Origin of the sequence: Crenobacter intestini, from assembly GCF_004919095.1 — a bacterium.
GTDB classification, from domain to species: domain Bacteria; phylum Pseudomonadota; class Gammaproteobacteria; order Burkholderiales; family Chromobacteriaceae; genus Craterilacuibacter; species Craterilacuibacter intestini.
Window position 1 is genome coordinate 68,888 of the sequence record NZ_STGJ01000007.1, and the last position, 17,890, is coordinate 86,777.

The 17,890-nt window shown below is 66.8% G+C and carries 20 protein-coding genes; 10 read left to right on the forward strand and 10 right to left on the reverse strand.

Going from position 1 to position 17,890, the window contains the following annotated elements:
- Positions 1–13: 13 nt before the first annotated feature.
- The 6 genes from E5K04_RS07530 to E5K04_RS07555 form a co-directional block, all read right to left on the reverse strand.
- Entirely contained in the window at positions 14–877 is an 864-nt protein-coding gene (locus E5K04_RS07530; protein ID WP_136552593.1) for an NAD(P)-dependent oxidoreductase, read from the reverse strand.
- A 56-nt stretch (positions 878–933) separates the two neighbouring features.
- Complete coding sequence (locus E5K04_RS07535) at positions 934–1,812, reverse strand: SMP-30/gluconolactonase/LRE family protein (protein ID WP_136552595.1); 879 nt, start codon at positions 1,810–1,812, stop codon at positions 934–936.
- Positions 1,809–2,702 (reverse strand): aldose 1-epimerase, encoded by an 894-nt coding sequence (locus E5K04_RS07540; protein WP_136552597.1) that lies wholly within the window; start codon positions 2,700–2,702, stop codon positions 1,809–1,811. The genes E5K04_RS07535 and E5K04_RS07540 overlap by 4 nt, the downstream gene beginning before the upstream one ends.
- Before the next feature lie 4 nt (positions 2,703–2,706).
- A complete protein-coding gene (locus E5K04_RS07545) occupies positions 2,707–3,528 on the reverse strand; it encodes an HpcH/HpaI aldolase family protein (RefSeq protein ID WP_136552599.1) in 822 nt (273 codons plus the stop codon).
- A 14-nt stretch (positions 3,529–3,542) separates the two neighbouring features.
- Complete coding sequence (araD, locus tag E5K04_RS07550; RefSeq protein WP_136552602.1) at positions 3,543–5,279, reverse strand: L-arabinonate dehydratase; 1,737 nt, start codon at positions 5,277–5,279, stop codon at positions 3,543–3,545.
- 194 nt (positions 5,280–5,473) lie between these two features.
- Positions 5,474–6,172 (reverse strand): oligogalacturonate-specific porin KdgM family protein, encoded by a 699-nt coding sequence (locus E5K04_RS07555; RefSeq protein ID WP_136552604.1) that lies wholly within the window; start codon positions 6,170–6,172, stop codon positions 5,474–5,476.
- A gap of 176 nt (positions 6,173–6,348) precedes the next feature.
- On the opposite strand from E5K04_RS07555, the gene E5K04_RS07560 reads away from it, so the two are divergent.
- Positions 6,349–7,095: a sulfite exporter TauE/SafE family protein gene (locus E5K04_RS07560; RefSeq protein WP_168929182.1), complete on the forward strand. Its 747-nt coding sequence runs from the start codon at positions 6,349–6,351 to the stop codon at positions 7,093–7,095.
- 4 nt (positions 7,096–7,099) lie between these two features.
- On the opposite strand, the gene E5K04_RS07565 is transcribed toward E5K04_RS07560, so the two are convergent.
- A complete protein-coding gene (locus E5K04_RS07565) occupies positions 7,100–7,498 on the reverse strand; it encodes a DUF2721 domain-containing protein (protein WP_136552608.1) in 399 nt (132 codons plus the stop codon).
- Between the two features lie 255 nt (positions 7,499–7,753).
- Between E5K04_RS07565 and E5K04_RS07570 the strand changes: the two genes are divergently transcribed.
- The 9 genes from E5K04_RS07570 (at position 7,754) to E5K04_RS07610 (ending at position 16,462) form a co-directional block, all read left to right on the forward strand.
- Positions 7,754–10,402 (forward strand): PAS domain-containing hybrid sensor histidine kinase/response regulator, encoded by a 2,649-nt coding sequence (locus tag E5K04_RS07570; RefSeq protein ID WP_136552610.1) that lies wholly within the window; start codon positions 7,754–7,756, stop codon positions 10,400–10,402.
- A complete protein-coding gene (locus tag E5K04_RS07575) occupies positions 10,399–11,460 on the forward strand; it encodes an HD-GYP domain-containing protein (RefSeq protein ID WP_136552612.1) in 1,062 nt (353 codons plus the stop codon). Before E5K04_RS07570 ends, E5K04_RS07575 begins: the two co-directional genes overlap by 4 nt.
- 132 nt (positions 11,461–11,592) lie before the next feature.
- Entirely contained in the window at positions 11,593–12,021 is a 429-nt protein-coding gene (locus tag E5K04_RS07580) for a PPC domain-containing DNA-binding protein (RefSeq protein WP_136552614.1), read from the forward strand.
- A complete protein-coding gene (locus E5K04_RS07585) occupies positions 12,018–12,593 on the forward strand; it encodes an ECF transporter S component (protein ID WP_136552616.1) in 576 nt (191 codons plus the stop codon). The genes E5K04_RS07580 and E5K04_RS07585 overlap by 4 nt, the downstream gene beginning before the upstream one ends.
- Positions 12,593–13,303, forward strand: a complete 711-nt coding sequence (locus E5K04_RS07590) for an energy-coupling factor transporter transmembrane component T (RefSeq protein ID WP_136552618.1) — start codon at positions 12,593–12,595, stop codon at positions 13,301–13,303. Before E5K04_RS07585 ends, E5K04_RS07590 begins: the two co-directional genes overlap by 1 nt.
- Complete coding sequence (locus E5K04_RS07595; protein ID WP_136552620.1) at positions 13,294–14,130, forward strand: energy-coupling factor ABC transporter ATP-binding protein; 837 nt, start codon at positions 13,294–13,296, stop codon at positions 14,128–14,130. Before E5K04_RS07590 ends, E5K04_RS07595 begins: the two co-directional genes overlap by 10 nt.
- Complete coding sequence (locus E5K04_RS07600; RefSeq protein ID WP_136552622.1) at positions 14,123–14,953, forward strand: energy-coupling factor ABC transporter ATP-binding protein; 831 nt, start codon at positions 14,123–14,125, stop codon at positions 14,951–14,953. Before E5K04_RS07595 ends, E5K04_RS07600 begins: the two co-directional genes overlap by 8 nt.
- Positions 14,953–15,306 (forward strand): DsrE/DsrF/TusD sulfur relay family protein, encoded by a 354-nt coding sequence (locus E5K04_RS07605; protein ID WP_136552624.1) that lies wholly within the window; start codon positions 14,953–14,955, stop codon positions 15,304–15,306. Before E5K04_RS07600 ends, E5K04_RS07605 begins: the two co-directional genes overlap by 1 nt.
- A 121-nt stretch (positions 15,307–15,427) precedes the next feature.
- A complete protein-coding gene (locus E5K04_RS07610) occupies positions 15,428–16,462 on the forward strand; it encodes a L,D-transpeptidase family protein (protein WP_136552626.1) in 1,035 nt (344 codons plus the stop codon).
- A 65-nt stretch (positions 16,463–16,527) separates the two neighbouring features.
- Here the strand turns inward: E5K04_RS07610 and E5K04_RS07615 are convergent, their stop codons facing one another.
- From E5K04_RS07615 to E5K04_RS07625, 3 genes are all read right to left on the reverse strand, one after another.
- Positions 16,528–16,776 (reverse strand): alanine-zipper protein, encoded by a 249-nt coding sequence (locus E5K04_RS07615; RefSeq protein ID WP_136552628.1) that lies wholly within the window; start codon positions 16,774–16,776, stop codon positions 16,528–16,530.
- Between the two features lie 185 nt (positions 16,777–16,961).
- Positions 16,962–17,417 carry a CopM family metallochaperone gene (copM, locus tag E5K04_RS07620; RefSeq protein WP_235844305.1) on the reverse strand — a complete coding sequence of 152 codons (456 nt, stop codon included), beginning with the start codon at positions 17,415–17,417 and terminating at the stop codon, positions 16,962–16,964.
- A 14-nt stretch (positions 17,418–17,431) separates the two neighbouring features.
- Positions 17,432–17,863: a DUF411 domain-containing protein gene (locus E5K04_RS07625; RefSeq protein ID WP_136552630.1), complete on the reverse strand. Its 432-nt coding sequence runs from the start codon at positions 17,861–17,863 to the stop codon at positions 17,432–17,434.
- Between the last annotated feature and the right edge of the window lie 27 nt (positions 17,864–17,890).

Sequence of the window (17,890 nt, forward strand, 5' to 3'; positions counted from 1 at the left end):
CCCGAATGGAAACTTAGTGTGCGCGCAGCTTGACGGACTTGATGGACGCGCAGAAGTCTTCGCGGCCCATGCCGTTATCGATGGCAAAGTTGTACACGCTCTGGCAGTTGAGCACGCCCGGCAGCTTCAGACCCTTGGGCTCGACCATGCGCACCATGCAGTCGATGTCCTTGCCCATGTTCTCCAGCGAGAACGCGGTGGTGTAGTCTTCGGCCTTCAGCGCGTTCAGCTTGCTGGTCAGGTAGAAGTTGCTGGCGCCGCCGTAGGACACTGCGGTCGCGAAGTCTTCGGTGCTGATGCCGAATTCGTGCGCGGCGGTCAGCATTTCGTTGACACCGTTCTGGATCTCGGCAACCAGCACGTTGTGTGCAAGCTTCATCACCAGACCGCGGCCGTTGGCACCGAGGTGGATGATGTTGCAGCCCATGCAGGCGAGAATGTCGCGCACGCGCTCGAAGGAGGCCGCGTCGCCGCCGACGTAGATGCCGAGGGTGCCGTCCTTGGCCGCCGGCACGCTCTTGACCACCGGTGCGTCCAGCATCACGGCGCCGGTCTTGGCGACCTGTTCGGACAGTTCGACCGACACCGCCACGTCGATAGTCGACATGTCGATCAGCACCTGGCCTGCGCGGGCGACCGGCAGCAGTTCGCGGTACACCGCCTGCACATGCTCGGATTTGGGCACCATCGAGACCACCACGTCGCAGGTCTCGCCCACTTCGCGGATCGACGCGGCAGCTTCGGCGCCGGCTTCAACCAGCAGGGCGACCTTGGCCGCGTCCAGGTCGAACACGCGCACCGGGTGGCCGGATTTCTTCACCAGGTTGAGGCTCATCGCCTCGCCCATCAGCCCAAGGCCAATAAAACCGATTTTCATTTGTCTGCTCCTCTATGTGTCCATGTGGACGGCGCCTGCGGCACCGTCCGAATTCATCAGCCGCGGAAAAGCGGTTCGGCACGGCCGGCGACGTTCACGCGGACCGCGAACAGGTTGCCGGACTCGGGGTACTGCGCCAGCTCTTCCTCGCTGCGGTTCTCGCGGCTGGAGGTGATGTAGAGCGTCTTGAGGTCGTCGCCACCGAAGGCGACCATGGTCGGCCAGCGTACCGGCAGGCGGATTTCGTCGACGATCTCGCCGTTTTCCGGGTTGATGCGCAGCACGCGGCCGCCGTCGAACATCGCCGTCCAGTAGTAGCCTTCGCTGTCGAAGGCCGCGCCGTCCGGGCGGCCGCCGGTGCCGCGCTCGAATTCGCGCAGCGTCTCGCGCTCCCCCGGGTTGCCCGCTTCGTCCAGCGGGTAGCGGTACAGGATGTGGTTGGGGGTGTCGGTGTGGAACATCCAGCGGCCGTCCGGGCTGAAGCCCAGGCCGTTGGAGACCAGCACGTCGCCGCCCATCACTTCGCTCTCACCGGTCGGCTTGACGCGGACCAGCTTGCCGCCCTTGTGGTCGCGCGGCTCCCAGATGGTGCCGGCCCAGAAGTTGCCGAGAAGGTCGACGTGGCCGTCGTTGAAGCGGCTCTTCGAGGTATCGGTCGGGTTGTCGCCGACCTGCTTTTCGATGTTGCCGTCGGCGTCGGTCAGGAAGATGCCGTTGCGCAGCGCGACGATGAAGCCGCCCTGTTCGCGCAGGCCGAAGCAGCCGATATGGGCGGGCATGGCCATCACGCGGTTTTCGCCGGTGGCCGGGTCGAATCGGTTGAGGGCCGGGGCCAGGATGTCGACCCAGTACAGGACCTGCTCGCGCGCCGACCAGATCGGGCATTCACCCAGGTGGGCCTGCGCGGCGAGGGCGGTTTGAACCTCGTAAGTCATCGGGTAATCCTTTCGATGCTCAGGTGCATCAGTACCTCGTAGCTTGCGCCGGGCGCCACGTGCTTGATGCCGTGTGCGCCGGGCGCTTGCATATTGATGGCGTTGTTGGCGTGGCTGACCGGCTCGACGGCGATGAAGTCGGCGTCCTGCGGGGTGAACACCACCAAGTGTTCCAGCGCCGGGCTTGCCTGCAGGCGCACGGCGAGTCCTTTGCCCGGCCACGCGATGCGCGCTTCGCGTTGCCAGCGGGCAAAGCAGTTGTCGAGGCCGGGTGCGCCAACCGGGCGCGCTGCGCGGTAGTCCCACGCCGCCGGAACCTCGACGCGCTCGCTGGGCAAGGCGCGTTCGTCCATCAGCCAGACTTCGGCAGCGCTGAAGGACAGCTCGGCGTCTTCATGGCGCGGGAAATACGGGTGCCAGCCCAGCCCCACCGGCACGCTCTCGTCCGAGAGATTGTGGTAGCTGAGGGTCACGGTCAGCCCTTCGGCTTCCAGCGCGAAGTGCTGGCGGGCGTCGAAGGCCCACGGCCAGTCGGCCGCGGCGGCGGCGTCGTCGACTCGGTGCTGCAACAGCAAGGTCGCCTCGTGCGCCGAATGATCGGCGACGGTCCACGCACGCTGCCAGCCCAGGCCGTGCAGCGGGTGCGGGTGGTCGCCGAAGTTGCGGCGCAGCGCCACATCGCGTCCGGCGTGGCCGAAGCGGCCGTCTGCGATGCGGTTGGAGTAGGGGACCAGCGGATAGCTGGCCATCTTGCGCACGGTCGCCTCGCCGTTCCACGGCCGCAACAGCGCCGTGCCGGCGCAGCTGAAACCGGCCAGCGCGCCGCCGAGCGACGGGCACAGGCTGGCTTCCAGCTCGCCGTGTTTGAGGTGGATCAGCTCGCTGGTCATGGACTTAGTACACGCCGCCTGCAGCTTGCTGGGCTGCGACGCCGCGCACGGCGGCGATCTGTTCCTTGGCGCGGGCGAGCATCATGCTCATGTCGGAGCCGATGGCGACAAAGTCGTAGCCCAGCTCGATCGCCCAACGCACCATTTCCGGGTTGCCCAGCACGATGCCGCACGGCTTGCCTGCCGCGTGCACGGCGTCGACACCGGCTTTCAGCGCGTGGCGCACGTCGTCGTTGGCGATGTTGCCCAGGTGGCCCATATTGGCCGACAGGTCGCCCGGGCCGATGAAGATGGCGTCAACGCCTTCGACCGCTGCGATCTCGGGGATGTTGGCCAGCGCTTCCGGCGTTTCGATCTGCATGATGGTGCACACGCTGTCGTTGGCCAGTTGCAGGTAGTTGCCGATCGCGCCGTAACGGCTGGCACGGTGCACGGCCGCGCAACCGCGGGTGCCGCCGTTGCCGTTGAGCGGGTAACGGGTCGAGGCGACCGCGCTCTTCGCTTCTTCGGCATTCTGGATGAACGGGAACATCAGGGTGGTGGCGCCGCCGTCGAGCACGCGCTTGACCAGCACCGCGTCGTTCCACGGCAGTCGGACCACGACCTGGCCGCCCTTGGTCGGCGTGCCTTCCAGCGCGCGCATGATGGTCACCGCGTCGGCCGAGTCAACCGGCACGTGCTCCATGTCCAGCACCAGGAAGTCGAAACCGACGAAGCCGAGCGCTTCGGAAACCTGAGCGCTGTGGGTCATCATCCAGGTGCCCAGCGGTACCGGCTTGCGGCGTGCCTGCATCCATTCCTTGAACGCGTTGTGCGGAAAAGTCATCTTGTTCTCCTGGATCAGAAAATGTCGGGTTCGCGCACGGCAACCGGCGACTGCAGGAAGTCGAAGTCGCAGCCTTCGTCGGCCTGGGTCACGTGCTGCTGGTAGAGCGCGGCGAACGAGCGTGCGTACTGGTGATGGACCGGCTTGAATTCGGCGCGGCGGCGTTCCAGCTCTTCGTCGTCGACGATCATGTTGAGCTTGCCTGCGGCGATATCCAGCTCGATCAGGTCACCGGTGCGCACCAGCGCCAGCGGGCCGCCGACGGCCGCTTCCGGCGTCACGTGCAGGATGCAGCTGCCGTAGTGGGTGCCGCTCATGCGTGCGTCGGTCATGCGCACCATGTCGCGCACGCCTTTTTCCAGCAGCTTCTTCGGGATCGGCAGGTTGCCCCACTCCGGCATGCCCGGCGCGCCGACCGGACCTGCGTTGCGCAGGATCACCACGGTGTCTTCAGTGACGTCGAGGTTCGGGTCGTCGATGCGGTCGGACAGCTCCTGATGGGTGTCAAAGACCAGTGCCGGGCCGACGTGCTTGCGGAATTTTGGGTTGGCGGCGGACGATTTCATCACGGCGCCGCGCGGGGCAAGGTTGCCGCGCAGCACGGCCAGCGTCGCGCCTTTTTCCAGCGGGACCACCGGGTTGTCCAGGCCGCGGATCGTTTCGTCGTCGTAGCACTCGGCGTTGGCCAGCAGTTCTTTCAGCGGCTTGCCAGAAACGCCGGCGCAGTCGGTGTGCAGGAATTGCTCGATCTTCTTCATCTGGGCGAGCAGGCCGCCACCGAAGAAGAAGTCTTCCATCAGCTTGTCGCCGGACGGGAACAGGTTGGCCAGCACCGGCACCTTGGTCGCCATGTCGGCCATGTCGTCCAGCGTCAGCTCGACGCCGGCGCGGCGGGCCATCGCGATCAGGTGGATGGCGGCGTTGGTCGAACCGCCGATCGCCATGTATACGGCGACGCCGTTCAGGAAGTGCTCGCGGGTCAGCCACTTGGACGGCTTGAGGTCTTCCCAAACCATCTCGACGATGCGGGTGCCGCAGGCGGAAGCCATTTGTGGGTGGCGGCTGTCGGCAGCCGGGATGCTGGACGCGCCCGGCAGCATGAAGCCGATCGCGTCGGCGATCGAGGTCATGGTCGACGCGGTGCCCATGGTGTTGCAGGTGCCGATCGAGCGGGTCATCGCACCTTCAAGGTCGATCCAGTCGTGCTGGGTGATGTTGCCCAGACGCAGCTCGTCCCAGTATTTCTTGGTGTGGGTGCCGGCACCGGTGGTGGTGCCGCGCCACTTGCCGTTGGACATCGGGCCGGCCGGGCAGAATAGCATCGGGATGTCCATGCTGATGGCGCCCATCAGCATGGCCGGGGTCGACTTGTCGCAGCCGCCGAGCAGCACCGCGCCGTCGATCGGGTGCGAGCGCAGCAACTCTTCGGTTTCCATCGCCAGGAAGTTGCGGTACAGCATGGTGGTCGGCTTGACCAGTACTTCGCCGACCGACAGCGCCGGCAGCTCGACCGGGTAGCCGCCGGCAGCCCACACCGCACGCTTGACGGCCTCGGCACGCTCGCGCAGGTGCGAGTGGCAAGGGGAGAGGTCGCTCCAGGTATTGATGATGCCGATCACCGGCTTGTTCATGAATTCTTCGCGGCGCATGCCCATCTGCTGGGTGCGCTGGCGGTGGGCAAACGCACGGATGCTGTTGGGGGCATACCAGCGCTGGCTGCGCAGTTCGCTCAGGGCCTTCTTTTCCGACATGGCAACAGTTCCTCGTGAATTTTTCGCAGCGTTGCGATTTGTCTGCGGATGTACGGATAATAGCGCTGCGAAGAATTGGCGGCAAGCTTTTCGTAGTGCAAACTCGCAATTTTGTCCGGCGGGTTCCGGGCAAAAAAACGGCAGCGGGAAACCCCGCTGCCCAATGCGCAACATCACGGATTACGGTCGGACGCTTACAGCGGGATCTTGACCCCGGCGCGCACCCAGACGCGGTTGACTTCCTGGCCATTCTTGTCGCCCTTGTCGACGTAGCGGACGTCGAAGTACGGCGTGAAGTGTTTGCTGACCGAAACGAAACGGCTCTGCAGGCCCAGTTCGAACATGTCGTCACCCGCGAACTTGTTGAAGTCGGGGCCCGACACGCGCTTGGTGTATTCGGGGTTGACCGAGAAATGCACGTGGTCGTTGGCTTTCCAGGTCGCCCACACCGAGAAGTTGTGCGCCTTGACCTTTTCGTTGGCCGAATTGGTGTCGATGTGCCCCTGCTGGTAGCGGTAGCGCGGGCTGACCGACAGCGTGTCGCTGAGCTGCCAGTTCAACTGCAGGTAGGGTCGGGTTTCCGAACCGTCGCGGTTCCAAACTTGCGCGACGCCAGGCACCAGTGCCAGTTTGTCGCTGAGCTTGTAGCTGTAGTAGACGGCGGCTTCGTTGTCGCCGGCCGTGAAGCTGTCCAGCCCTTCATCGGACTTGCTGCTGTTGCTCGAGGTCACCTCGAGCCAGCCGCCGACGCCGGAACTCCACTGGTGGCCGATCAGTGCGCGGGAGAACCACTTGTCCATGCCTGTGTCGTATCCGGTGCGCAGGTCGAGTTCGGCGGCGCCAGCGCCGGCGCAGGTAATGGTCAGCAAGGTGGCGATCAGGGTCTTCTGCATGCGATGTTCCTTCCTCTATTTGTGTATGCCTGAAAATAATAGCGCTATTATTATTTTGAAACGCAGCGCTAGCAATTGTTAATTTGCATTGCGCGGCGCAGAATTCCTCAATGCTTGATTTGCATCAATATTCTGCGTTGATTAAAAACTGTTTCCTTTAATGACTGGAGCCGCCTTTGCTTTCGCTTCCCTTACTGCCGTCCGCGCTGCTGACGCTGTCGGTCGCCGCGGCGGCTTACCTGCAGGCGCTGACCGGCTTCGCGTTCGGGCTGGTGCTGCTGGCGCTGTCGGTGCAACTGGGCGTGCTGCCGATCAGCGACGCGTCGCAACTGGTCAACTGCCTGACCCTGTTCGGCGCATTGGTGCTGCTCGGCAGGGGGCAGTTGACGCCGCACTGGCGCCTGCTGGCGTGGGGGCTATTGCCGGCGCTGCCGATGGTGCCGGTCGGCTTGTGGTTGCTGGGGGTGATGTCAGGGGACGCGGTGTACTGGCTGGGCAAGGTGCTGGGGGGGATCATCGTGCTTAGCAGCGCGCTGATGCTGTGGCCACCGCGGTTGTCTGTGCTGGCCGGGACCCGTTGGCTCAGAGTAAGCGCGGGTGCCTTGTCCGGGCTGATGGGCGGCATGTTCGCGACAGCCGGGCCGCCTCTGGTGCTGCTTTTCTACCAACTGGGGCTGCCAGCTGCCCGGGTGCGCGATACCTTGCTGCTGGTGTTTGCGGGCGCGGGCCTGCTGCGCTTGCTGGTCGCCGTGCCGACCGGCGCCTTCAACGCCGGCCTGTTGCCGGTGACCCTGATGATGCTGCCGGTTTACTGGCTGGCCAACCGGTTGGGGGCACGGACGGTTGCGCGTGTCGACACCGCATGGCTGCGCCGTCTGGTCGCCATGTTGCTGCTGGCCAGCGGTCTGGCGATGCTGGTTTGAGGGCTCAGTGGTGTGGGCCGATGCTGGAGAGGTCGGCCAACAGGATGTTCAGCGCGTTGGACGAGAGCTTGAGTTCAAGCAGTGAAAGCAACAAGGAGAGCAGCATCAGCGCGATGCTGCTGCCGAAGCTGTAGTAGCCGGCGAGCGGCCAGCCGAGCAGGATGCTGAACAAGGCCAGCACACAGCACACCAGTGCGGCCATGCAGCACAACTGCATGTGCTGGGTCAGCCGCAGCCGGCGGCGCAGGCAGCCGATCTGCAGCATCAGCTTCGGCTCCGGGTCCTGCCGGTAGTCCTTGCACAGGTTGCGGATCACGCCGGCCAGCGCGAGAAAGCGGTTGGTGTAGGCGAGCAGCAGCATGCACAGGGCGGGAAACAGCAGGCCGGGCGTGGCAAGTTCCATGGTGGGCGGGGAGCGTTCGTTTTCTGGAGGTTCTTGGGGTAGCGCCCGATTGTAGCGCTGCGATTTTGTCTTAGGAAGCGTTCCGCACGGTTTGTATGCTCAGTCTGCTGCTGCCTGCGTGGCTGACGGCAGGTGTAGCGCGATGTTGGCAGATGTTTGAGATTTGCGTATTGCAATGTAATATCTCCGCCTAAATAACCATGTCTAAGAAGTGGTATCCCGCGCCAGTGGGCCGCTTCTGTTGGAAGGCTTGCCATGGATTCCTTGCTGGCTTTATGGCGGGCGCTCGACGCGCATGCGATCGTCAGTGTGACCGACCTTGCGGGCAATATCCTCGAGGTCAACGACAAGTTCTGCGAAGTCAGCGGCTACCCGCGCGAGGCGCTGATCGGGCGCAACCACCGGCTGCTAAAGTCCGGCGTGCACGATGCGGCCTTCTATCAGGCGATGTGGGCAACCATCAGCGCCGGCGAGAGCTGGCAGGGCGAGGTGTGCAACCGCCGGCTCGACGGCTCGCTTTATTGGGTGCGCTCGACCATCACGCCGATTCCCGGTGCCGATGGCCTGCCCGAGCGCTATATCTCGATCCGGACCGATATCACCCCGCTTTACGAGGCCGAGCGCTCCGCGCGTCTTGCGGTAGAGCAGCTTTCGGCGACGCTGAGTGCGATTCCAGACACCCTGATCGAACTGGACGAGGACGGCCGTTTCCTGCGGATCGGCCATGGCGCCGAATGCCACGACGGACCGGTATTCTGTTGCCAGCTACTTGGCCGCAACATCGACGAGGCCTTCGATACGGTCTCGGCTGGCCAGCTACGCGTGGCGCTGGCCGAGGCGATCGGCAGCGGGCAGTGCAGTGACCTGCCGCTGTGGATTCGCGTCGACGGGCGGCAGCATTTTTTCGAGCTGTCCGGTTCTCGCTTGCCCGACGCGGACGGCAAGCGACGCTGCCTGCTGGTGGTCCACGACGCCACGCGGCGCAAGAACCTGGAAACGCACTTTGCCTTCGCCATCGACGGTGCGGGCGAAGGGGTATGGGACCTGAACCTGTCGAGCGGGCAAGTGCAGTTTTCCGGCCACTACGAAGCGATGCTGGGCTACGCGCAGGGCGAACTCGCGCCGAACCTCGACTCCTGGCTGGCGATGCTCCATCCCAACGACAGGCTGGGCACGCAAACGGCTTTCTTTAGCTATCTGGCCGGACAACAAAACACCTACTCTGTCGAATTCCGCCTGCAACACAAGGCTGGTCATTACATCTGGATCCACAGTCGTGGCACCATCGTCGAGTGCGGCGCGGATGGTGCACCTTTGCGCGTGATCGGCCTGCATGCCGATATCTCGGCCCGCAAGCGAACTGAGGAAGCGCTGCAGCTGTTCCGCCGTCTGGTCGAGGGTAGCGGTCAGGCGATCCGCGTGGCGGACGCCGCGCACCGCATTGTCTACGTCAACCCCGCGTACGAGCGCATGGTCGGCATGCGTGGTGAAGATGTGCTCGGCCGGCGTTTCGACTGTATCGCCACCTCGGAGGCATCGGCTACCGTATTTCCCCAGATTGTCGCCGCAGTCGAAGCTGGAGGCAGCTGGCAGGGGCTGGCTCCGTTGCGCCGCGCCGACGGCAGTACATTCTTTAGTCTGAGCAATGTCCAGCCTATCCGCGACGCACACGACGGTTCCTTGCTCTACAGCTTCAACACCTTTACCGACCACAGCGAGGAGCTCGCGCGCAGCCAGGAGTTGGAGGCCGCGCTGGAACAGGCCAACGCGGCCAACCTGGCCAAGTCGAACTTCCTCTCCAGCATGAGCCACGAGTTGCGCACGCCGCTGAATGCGGTGATCGGCTTCGCGCAGATGCTCGAATTTGACGAGGCACTCGACACCGACCAGCAGGACAACGTCGCCGAGATCCTCAAGGCTGGCCGTCACCTGCTCGCGCTGATCAACGAGGTGCTGGACCTTGCCAAGATCGAGGCGGGTCGCGTCGAGCTCTCCCCGGAACCGGTCGACGCGCGCGAACTCATCGACGAGTGCGTGCAACTGGTATTGCCGCTGGCGCACGCGCGCGGCATCACGCTGGCGCCCAGCGTGGTGTCCGGCGCCATGCAGGGCGACCGCGTCCGTCTCAAGCAGGTGCTGCTCAACCTGCTCTCCAACGCGATCAAGTACAACCGCGATGGAGGAAGCGTGCGGCTGGCGAGCCGGGTGCAAGACGGCCGGCTGACGCTGGAAGTGACCGACACCGGCCCGGGCATCCCGGCCGCCAAGTTGGGTGGCCTGTTCGAGCCCTTCAACCGGCTGGGCGCCGAAAACAGCGCGATCGAGGGCTCCGGTATCGGCCTGAGTATCTGCAAGCGGCTGGTCGAGCTGATGGGCGGCGAGATTGGCGCGAGCAGCGAAGAGGGGATCGGCAGTCGTTTCCATTTCAGCCTGCCGCTCGCCGACGCCGCTGGGGCCAGCCATGTGGCGGTCAGTGCCCAGCTGGGCGGGCAGGGGACGGCGCGTGTGCAGCAACGGGTGCTCTATGTCGACGACAACCCGGCCAACCTCAAGCTGGTCGGCCAACTGTTCGCGCGGCGGCGGCCGGTCGACTTTTCGAGCGCGCAAGATGCCCGGCAGGGGCTGGCGCTCGCGTTGGAGGTACGGCCAGACCTGATCCTGCTCGACGTCAACATGCCGCAGATGGATGGCTACCAGTTGCTGGACATCCTGCGCGCCGAGCGCTCGTTGCGGGGCGTGCCGGTAGTCGCCGTCACCGCCAACGCGATGCCGCGCGATATAGAGCGCGGGCTCGCCGCCGGTTTTGCCGCCTACCTGACCAAACCGCTCGATATCCCACTGTTCCTGGCGACCGTCGACCGCCTGCTCGCAGAGCCGGCTGGCAGAGTCGAGACCATCGCATGACCGGACCTAACCACCAGAGCGCCCGCATCCTCGCCATCGACGACGAGCCGGCCAACCTGAAACTGCTGTCCAAGATGCTCGCAGGCCAAGGCTACGAGGCCCCGCAACTGGTACAGGACGCGCGTGAGGTGCTCACCGCCTACCAGACGCAGCGGCCAGACCTGATCCTGCTCGATCTGAACATGCCGCATCTGGACGGCTTCGAGGTGATGGCCGCGCTACGCGCGCTGGACGACCCGCTGCTGCCGCCCATCGTGGTGCTGACCGCACAAAACGGGCGCGAGTGGCAGTTGAGGGCGCTTGCCGCCGGCGCACGTGACTTCATCTGCAAGCCGTTCGACCGCAGCGAACTGTTGATGCGCGTGCGCAACATGCTCGACGCGCAGCTTGCGCACCGGCTGCTGCACGAGCACCGGCAGCAACTGGAGGCGGAAGTCGCCGCGCGTACGCGCGAGCTAGCCCAGTCGCGCGTGCAGATCGTCCAGCGGCTCGGCCGCGCCGCCGAGTTCCGCGACAACGAGACCGGCCAGCATGTGCTGAGGATGAGCGAGGTTGCCACGATCATCGCCCGTTCGCTGGGCTGGAACGAGGCGCAGTGCGAGCTGATCCTGCACGCGAGCCCGATGCACGATATCGGCAAGATCGGCATTTCCGACCTGATCCTGCTTAAGCCCGGGCGACTGGACAACGAGGAGATGCGCGTGATGCGCACGCACTCGGCGATCGGCGCACAGATCCTCGAAGGCAGCTGCGACCCGCTGCTGCAGATGGCGTGCCGCATCGCGCGCTCGCACCACGAGAAGTGGGACGGCAGCGGCTACCCGGATGGGCTTGCCGGCGAGGCGATCCCGCTGGAGGCGCGCATCTGCGCGGTGGCCGACGTGTTCGACGCGCTGGTGTCGGTGCGTCCCTACAAGCGGGTGTGGCACATTGAGGAGGCGCTCGCGCTGATCGAGCGCGAGGCCGGCCATCACTTCGATCCGCAGGTGGTCGAGCATTTTCTCGCCAATCTCGACGCGATCCTCGAGGTTCACCGCCGTCACCGCGAGCCGGAATGACGGCCCGTCCGCTGCCTTGGCGAGCCGGTGGCAGCTCACTGCAGGCCTTCCCGTCTGCCGCAAGGATTGAGCGCGCGGCGCGGCCTGCGTAAAATCGCGCGCCTTAAGTCACTGTCGTCGCGAGGCCTCGCCATGTATCCCGCCCGTTTTGTCGTCGTTCGCCTGTTGCCGGGCGAGGAACTGCTCTCGGCGCTCGCCGGCCGTCTGGCCGGGCAGGGCGTGGCCGCCGGCTGGATCGCCGGCGTGGTCGGCAGTCTGAGCGTCGCCGCGCTGCGCTTCGCCGGGCGTCCGGACACCACCTGCCTCTGCGACGCGTTCGAGATCGTCTCGCTGTGCGGCACGCTCGACGCGGACGGCGGCCACCTGCACATGACCGTCGCCGACCCGCAAGGCACGGTGCTGGGCGGCCATGTGATGCCAGGCTCGGTGGTGCGCACCACCTGCGAGCTGGTGGTCGGCGTGCTCGAAGGCGTTGCCTTCGGCCGCGAACCTTGCCCGCTGTCGGGCTACGATGAACTCGTCATCCTCCCTCAACCAGACCGGAAAGACTCCGCGCAATGAACCCACTGTTCTCCACCCGCACGCTGACGCTGATGTCGGCGGGCATCGCCTTCAATATGGTGCTCGGCCAGCTCGCGTCCATGCTCAAGCTGCCGATCTTCCTCGACGCAATCGGCACCTTCGTCGTCGCGCTGTTGGCCGGCCCGCTGGCCGCGCTGGTGACCGGCGTCGCGACCAACCTGATCTGGGGCGTGCTCACCAGCCCGGTCGCCGCCGCGTTCGCGCCGGTGGCCGGCGTGATCGGCCTCGTCGCCGGCCTGTGCGCACGCGCCGGCGGCTTTCGCACGCTGCCGCGCGTGCTGTTGTCTGCCCTGCTGGTGACCGTCGCCGTGGTGGTGGTGGCGACACCGATCCGCGCCTACCTGTTCGGTGGCGCGACCGGCAGCGGTGCCGACTTCTTCGTCGCTTACCTGAACGCAGTCGGCAGCAAGCTGATCGAATCGGTCGCGCTGACCGTGTTCGGCGTCAACCTGGCCGACAAGGTGGTCAGCGCGCTGCTGGCGTGGACGCTGGTGCGCGCCTTGCCCGCCCGCCTGACCGCGACCTTCCCCGCCGCGGCCGCCGTGCGCTAATGCACCCGTTCACCGGCTTCGCGCTGCTGCCGCCCTTGCTGCTCCTGACGCTGCGGCTGGCCGACGCATGGGCGCTGGCCGCGCTGCTGGGCGTCCTGCTGGTGCTGGTGTGTATGGGCGGCGAGCGCGCTGTGCGCTTGCGCCGCTGGGCCCTGTTGATGCTGCCTTTGGCTGCCGGCTTGGTGCTGGTGCACGGGCGCTTCCTGGACAGCCTGATCTTCGGCGCCGACGTCAGCGACCGGATGGCGCGCCTTGATGCCGCCGCCCTGTTGTGGCTGCGTATCGGCTGCCTGATTGCCGGCGCACAAGTCGCGCTGCGTCTGGCGCCGCCGGCGCGCCTGACCCGCGCGCTGTTCGCCAGCCGCCTGCCGCCGAGCGTCGCCTATCTGCTGGCGAGCCCGCTGCTGCTGTCGGCGCAGTTGCGCCGGCGCCTCGCCGAAGTGACCGAGGCGCAGCGCGCGCGCGGGGTCGACCCGGCAGCGCCGTGGCACCAGCGCGCCCGCGCGCTCTTCGCGCTGGCCGGCCCTCTGGTGGTGTGGACGCTGTCGGATGTGGGCGAGCGGGCCAATGCGCTCGACGCGCGCGCGTTCCGCGCCACGGCGCGCCGCACCACGCTGGACGCGCCAGTTTTCACCGCGTGCGACCGCGCGCTGCTCGCCGCTGCGCTGGCGGCCTTCTTGCTGGTCGCCGGGAGCTGGCTATGGCACTGATCCGTTTCGAGCAGGCCAGCCTGACCCGCGCGGGTGCCGAGGCGCCGTGCCTGGCTGGCATCGACTTTGCGCTGACGGCCGGGCAGACGCTGGCAGTGGTCGGCGGCAGCGGCAGCGGCAAGAGCACGCTCGCCGGCTGGCTTGCCGGTTGGGTGCCGCACGCGTTGCCGGCCCGCGAAACCGGCATCGCCGAATTTGACGGAGCGCCGGTGTCGGGCGCGCTGCCGGCGCTGCGCGCGCGCGAGGTGCAACTGGTGCAGGGCAACCCTTACGCCGCGCTGACCGGTTGCGCGTTCACCGTGTACGACGAGGTCGCGTTCGGCCCGGAGAATCTCGGCCTGCCCGAGGAAGAAATCCGCGCGCGTTGCGGGGCGGCGCTTGAACTGTGCGAGGCCGAGGTGCTCGCGGCGCGTGCGCCGTCCACGCTGTCCGGCGGCGAGGCGCAGCGCGTCGCGCTCGCCTGCGCGCTGGCGATGGGGCCGCGGCTGTTGTTGCTCGACGAGGCGTTCAGCCGGCTGACCCCGGCCGCCGCCGACCGACTGCTGGCGCGGCTCCGTGCGCTGCCAATGCTCACGCTGGTGTTGTTCGAGAAGTCGTTTGAGCGCGCGGCCTGCGCGGAGCTCATGCTGTGGCTGGATGGCGGCGTGCAGCGCGGGTGCGGGGACGCCGGCGCGTTGTTCGACCGCTTGCTGCCCGCGCTTGCCGCGAGCGACGCGGTGCGCGCCGCGTGGCGCGCGCGTGCAGCGGATCTTTGGCGCAGCGGTGTCGCCGCGCCGTGCTCGGCCGCGGACGCGCTCACGCGTTTTACCGAGGTGGCCGATGGCTGACGCGAGCCTTTGTTTCGAGCAGGTCCGCTACGGCTGGGACGGCGCGCCGCCGCTGCTCAAGGAGTTGTCGCTGACGGTGGCCGCCGGCGAGTGTGTCGCGCTGGTCGGCGCCAACGGCGCCGGCAAGTCGACGCTGCTGCGGCTTGCCTGCGGCTTGCTGGCGCCATCGGAGGGCAGGGTGAGCGTGGGCGGGCTGGATACCCGCAACGCCCGCCCGCCGATGCTTGCCCGCGTCGCCGGCATGATGTTCCAGGAGGCCGAGCGCCAGCTGTGCCGCGGCCGCGTGCGCGAGGAAGTGGCGTTCGCGTCGCGCCTCGCCGGGCTGCCAGAGGCCGAAGTCGAGCGGCGTACCGCCGGGGCACTCGAGGTGACCTCGCTCACGGCGCACGCCGACGCGCACCCGTTCGACCTGAACGCCGGCGAGCGCCGGCTGTTGACACTCGCCGCGCTGATCGCGCAGGACGTGCCGCTGCTGCTGCTCGACGAGCCGACCCGCGACTTCGACGCCGCGCAACTGGCGCTGTTCGAAGGCTGGCTCGCGCGGGAAAAGTCCGCGGGACGTGCCATCCTGCTGATCAGCCACGATTACGATTTTGTCGCCCGCAACTGCCCGCGGGTGTTGCACCTGGCCGGCGGCGGCGTGGTCGCCGACGGCCCGCCCGAGCAGGTGCTGCACGACCCGGCGCTGCAGGGCGACAGCGCCGGCGCCGCGCCGACCCTGCCGGCGCTGTGCCGCGCGCTCGGCCTTGCGCCGACCACCGACGCGGCGTGTTTCGACGCGGCGTGGCGCGCCGTCTTGTCCAAGTCTCGAGGAGAAGCCTGATGCAGAACATCCTGTTTATCGTCAACGCGCCGCCGTACGGCAGCGAACGCGTGCTGTCGGCGTTGCGACTGGCTACCCAGCTCGCCGCCGAGGAGTTTCCGCCCGTGCTGCGGGTGTTCCTGTTGTCCGACGCGGTAGGCTGTGCACTGTCCGGCCAGCAGGCCGCCGCCGGCGTGCCGCTGGGGCAGATGCTCGCCGAGCTGATCGACGCTGGAGTCAAGGTCTACGCCTGCCGCACCTGCCTGGACGCGCGCGGCCTCAGCGCCGACCGGCTGCTTGCCGGTGTAGAGGTCGGTACCATGCCCATTCTTGCCCGGCTCACGCTGGACGCTGACAAGGTGCTCAGTTTCTGACGCCGCGCGGGTAAAGTGCGGCCGGCTGCCATGCCCTTGGCAGCGGGGTGCCAGTCGCACTGGCGCCGCTGCGGGCGGGCTGCTTGACTGAAGTCGTCACACCGCCTCAAGGGAGGCTGCCATGTCGATTTTTTTCAGGCTGCTGCTATTGGGTGCGCTGCTGTGCCCGCCGGTGCTGCGCGCCGAGGTGTTCGATGTGCCGGACAACGGCGACACCGTGGTCGGCGCGCCGCAACGCATCCGCGTCGAGTCCGAGGGCAATTCGCTGCTCGACCTCGCCCGTCACTTCAATACCGGGCTGATGGAGATCACGCTGGCCAACCCCGGCGTCAGCCTGTGGACGCCGCATGAGGCGCCGTCGCTGCTGATCCCCAGCCAGTACATCCTGCCGCCCAAACCGTGGCGCGGCGTCGTCGTCAATATCCCGCAGCGCCGGCTGTTCTATTTCCTGCCGGCTAAAAAGGGCGAACGCGCGCGGGTGGTTACCGTACCCTTGGGCATCGCGCGCGAAGGCTGGTCGACGCCGCTGGGCGAGACGCGGCTGGTGCAGGCCATCCGCGACCCGGGCTGGACGCCACCTGACAGCATCAAGGCCGAGCACCTCGAGCAGGGCGATGTGCTGCCCGACTACGTGCCGCCGGGCGAGGACAACCCGATGGGGATGATCGCGTTTCAGACCGGCTTCAAGAGCATCTTCATCCACGGCACCAACAAGCCGTGGGGGCTGGGTACCCGCGCGAGCCACGGCTGCCTGCACCTGTACCCGGAGAACGCCGCGGCGCTGCTGAAGATCCTGCCGCGCGGCACGCCGATCCGCATCGTCAACCAGCCGCTGGTCGCTGGCCTGCTGGACGGCCTGCCGGTGCTGGCGTCCTACCCGCTGGTTGGGGAATACGACGAGCCGGCGCCGACGCTGGACACCGCGCGCGAGCTGGTCGGCCAACTCGGGGAAAAGGCCGAAGCCGAGCTCGACCCCGCACGCGTCGATGCGGTGCTTGCGCAGCCGACGGTGTTGCCGACCTTCGTGTCGGCGGGCGCGCCGACCGACGCCGAGCGCGTCGACGCGCTGCCCGTCGAACCCTACACCCTGCCGCCCTATGGCGAGGACGCCAACCGCGCGCGGGTGCCCGAGCGGGTGCCGGCCGACGGTCGCTGACCCGGCTAGCTCCAAACGACAAGGCCCGGCGATGCCGGGCCTTGTCGTGAGCGGGGGAGCAATGCTTACTTGACCATGCCCTTGTTCATCATGCTGTTGAGCTGGGACGCGGTCTGGTTGGCGGTCTGTTGCGCCTGCTGCGCCATCTGTGCGGCGGCCTGCGCGTTGGCGTTGGCCTGGTTGGCGTTGGCGAGAGCCTGGTCGGCGGTCGACTGGGCCTTCGCTGCCATGTCGCGGGCGGTCTGGTCGGTCGTGGCGCAGGCGGCGAGCGACAGCGTGAGCGCGCCCATTGCAAGTGCGGAAAGCATTCTCATGGTGGATCTCCTTGCTCGATGCTGAAGATGGCTCTGCACGACAGGTTCGATTCCTGCTCGCGCGCCGTCTCCATGCGGAAAAACTAGACCCTGCCCGGCAAAAAGCAAGCCGCATGGCGGCGTCCGGCACGCGTAAAAAAGGCAGGCAGCCCGGGGCTGCCTGCCTGCGTGGTGCCTCTGCCGCCTTACTTCAGCGGGTGGGTCGCCAGCCAGTTTTGCATCTGCGCGATCTCCTTTTCCTGCGCGGCGATCACGTCTTGCGCCAGCTTGCGCACTTCCGGATCCTTGCCGTGCTGCAGCACAACCCGCGCCATTTCGACCGCGCCCTGGTGGTGCGGAATCATGCCGGCCATGAAGTCGCGGTCGGCGTCGCCGCTATACGCGATATTCATGCCTCGCATCATCTTGCCGTGCGCGGCGATATACGCGCGGGTCGACGCGCTGGCATCGGCCGGTGCGCCGTGCATCATCGGGTGCCCGCCGGGCATCATGTGGCTGCCGTGCGGCATCGTACCGGCCATCGGGCAGGCGTTTTGCGAGGCCATCGGGCAGGTCGGGGCAGGCGTGCCGGTAGGGGTAGGCGCGGCGGCGTAGGCGGTGCCGGCGGCGGCCAGGCAGGCGGCGATCAGCAGTTTTTTCATGGTGTTCTCCTCGTTCAGCGTTGAGCGTAGACGGTGGTGCGGCCCTGACGGTCGAAGGTCAGCACCTGATAGGGCTGGCGGGTCGGGCCTTCCATACCCGGGCTGCCCAGCGGCATGCCCGGGACGGCGAGGCCGGCAATTGCCGGCTTGTCGCGCAGCACCTTTATCACCAGGTCGGCCGGCACATGGCCTTCGAACAGGTAGTTGCCGATCTTCGCGGTGTGGCAGGAGCGCAGGCTGCCCGGCACGCCAAGCTTGTCCTTGGTTTGCGACATTTGCGCGTCGATCTTGCTGTCGATCTTGAAGCCGTTGTCCTGCATATGCTTGGCCCACGCGTCACAGCAGCCGCAGTGAGGGTCTTTGTACATGGTGCCGGAGGGGGCGGCGAACGCGGGCGCAGCAGTAAGCGCGGCGATCAACGCCACGGCGAAGGAGGTCTTTTTCATGAGTGATTCCGTGTATCGAGTTCAGGA

What these genes read in the sequence shown, in the direction of transcription:
- E5K04_RS07530 (WP_136552593.1), bottom strand. Translation starts at nt 877, where the DNA reads ATGAAAATCGGTTTTATTGGCCTTGGGCTGATGGGCGAGGCGATGAGC.
- E5K04_RS07535 (WP_136552595.1), bottom strand. Translation starts at nt 1,812, where the DNA reads ATGACTTACGAGGTTCAAACCGCCCTCGCCGCGCAGGCCCACCTGGGT.
- E5K04_RS07540 (WP_136552597.1), bottom strand. Translation starts at nt 2,702, where the DNA reads ATGACCAGCGAGCTGATCCACCTCAAACACGGCGAGCTGGAAGCCAGC.
- E5K04_RS07545 (WP_136552599.1), bottom strand. Translation starts at nt 3,528, where the DNA reads ATGACTTTTCCGCACAACGCGTTCAAGGAATGGATGCAGGCACGCCGC.
- araD (WP_136552602.1), bottom strand. Translation starts at nt 5,279, where the DNA reads ATGTCGGAAAAGAAGGCCCTGAGCGAACTGCGCAGCCAGCGCTGGTAT.
- E5K04_RS07555 (WP_136552604.1), bottom strand. Translation starts at nt 6,172, where the DNA reads ATGCAGAAGACCCTGATCGCCACCTTGCTGACCATTACCTGCGCCGGC.
- E5K04_RS07565 (WP_136552608.1), bottom strand. Translation starts at nt 7,498, where the DNA reads ATGGAACTTGCCACGCCCGGCCTGCTGTTTCCCGCCCTGTGCATGCTG.
- E5K04_RS07570 (WP_136552610.1), top strand. Translation starts at nt 7,754, where the DNA reads ATGGATTCCTTGCTGGCTTTATGGCGGGCGCTCGACGCGCATGCGATC.
- E5K04_RS07575 (WP_136552612.1), top strand. Translation starts at nt 10,399, where the DNA reads ATGACCGGACCTAACCACCAGAGCGCCCGCATCCTCGCCATCGACGAC.
- E5K04_RS07580 (WP_136552614.1), top strand. Translation starts at nt 11,593, where the DNA reads ATGTATCCCGCCCGTTTTGTCGTCGTTCGCCTGTTGCCGGGCGAGGAA.
- E5K04_RS07585 (WP_136552616.1), top strand. Translation starts at nt 12,018, where the DNA reads ATGAACCCACTGTTCTCCACCCGCACGCTGACGCTGATGTCGGCGGGC.
- E5K04_RS07590 (WP_136552618.1), top strand. Translation starts at nt 12,593, where the DNA reads ATGCACCCGTTCACCGGCTTCGCGCTGCTGCCGCCCTTGCTGCTCCTG.
- E5K04_RS07595 (WP_136552620.1), top strand. Translation starts at nt 13,294, where the DNA reads ATGGCACTGATCCGTTTCGAGCAGGCCAGCCTGACCCGCGCGGGTGCC.
- E5K04_RS07600 (WP_136552622.1), top strand. Translation starts at nt 14,123, where the DNA reads ATGGCTGACGCGAGCCTTTGTTTCGAGCAGGTCCGCTACGGCTGGGAC.
- E5K04_RS07605 (WP_136552624.1), top strand. Translation starts at nt 14,953, where the DNA reads ATGCAGAACATCCTGTTTATCGTCAACGCGCCGCCGTACGGCAGCGAA.
- E5K04_RS07610 (WP_136552626.1), top strand. Translation starts at nt 15,428, where the DNA reads ATGTCGATTTTTTTCAGGCTGCTGCTATTGGGTGCGCTGCTGTGCCCG.
- E5K04_RS07615 (WP_136552628.1), bottom strand. Translation starts at nt 16,776, where the DNA reads ATGAGAATGCTTTCCGCACTTGCAATGGGCGCGCTCACGCTGTCGCTC.
- copM (WP_235844305.1), bottom strand. Translation starts at nt 17,417, where the DNA reads ATGAAAAAACTGCTGATCGCCGCCTGCCTGGCCGCCGCCGGCACCGCC.
- E5K04_RS07625 (WP_136552630.1), bottom strand. Translation starts at nt 17,863, where the DNA reads ATGAAAAAGACCTCCTTCGCCGTGGCGTTGATCGCCGCGCTTACTGCT.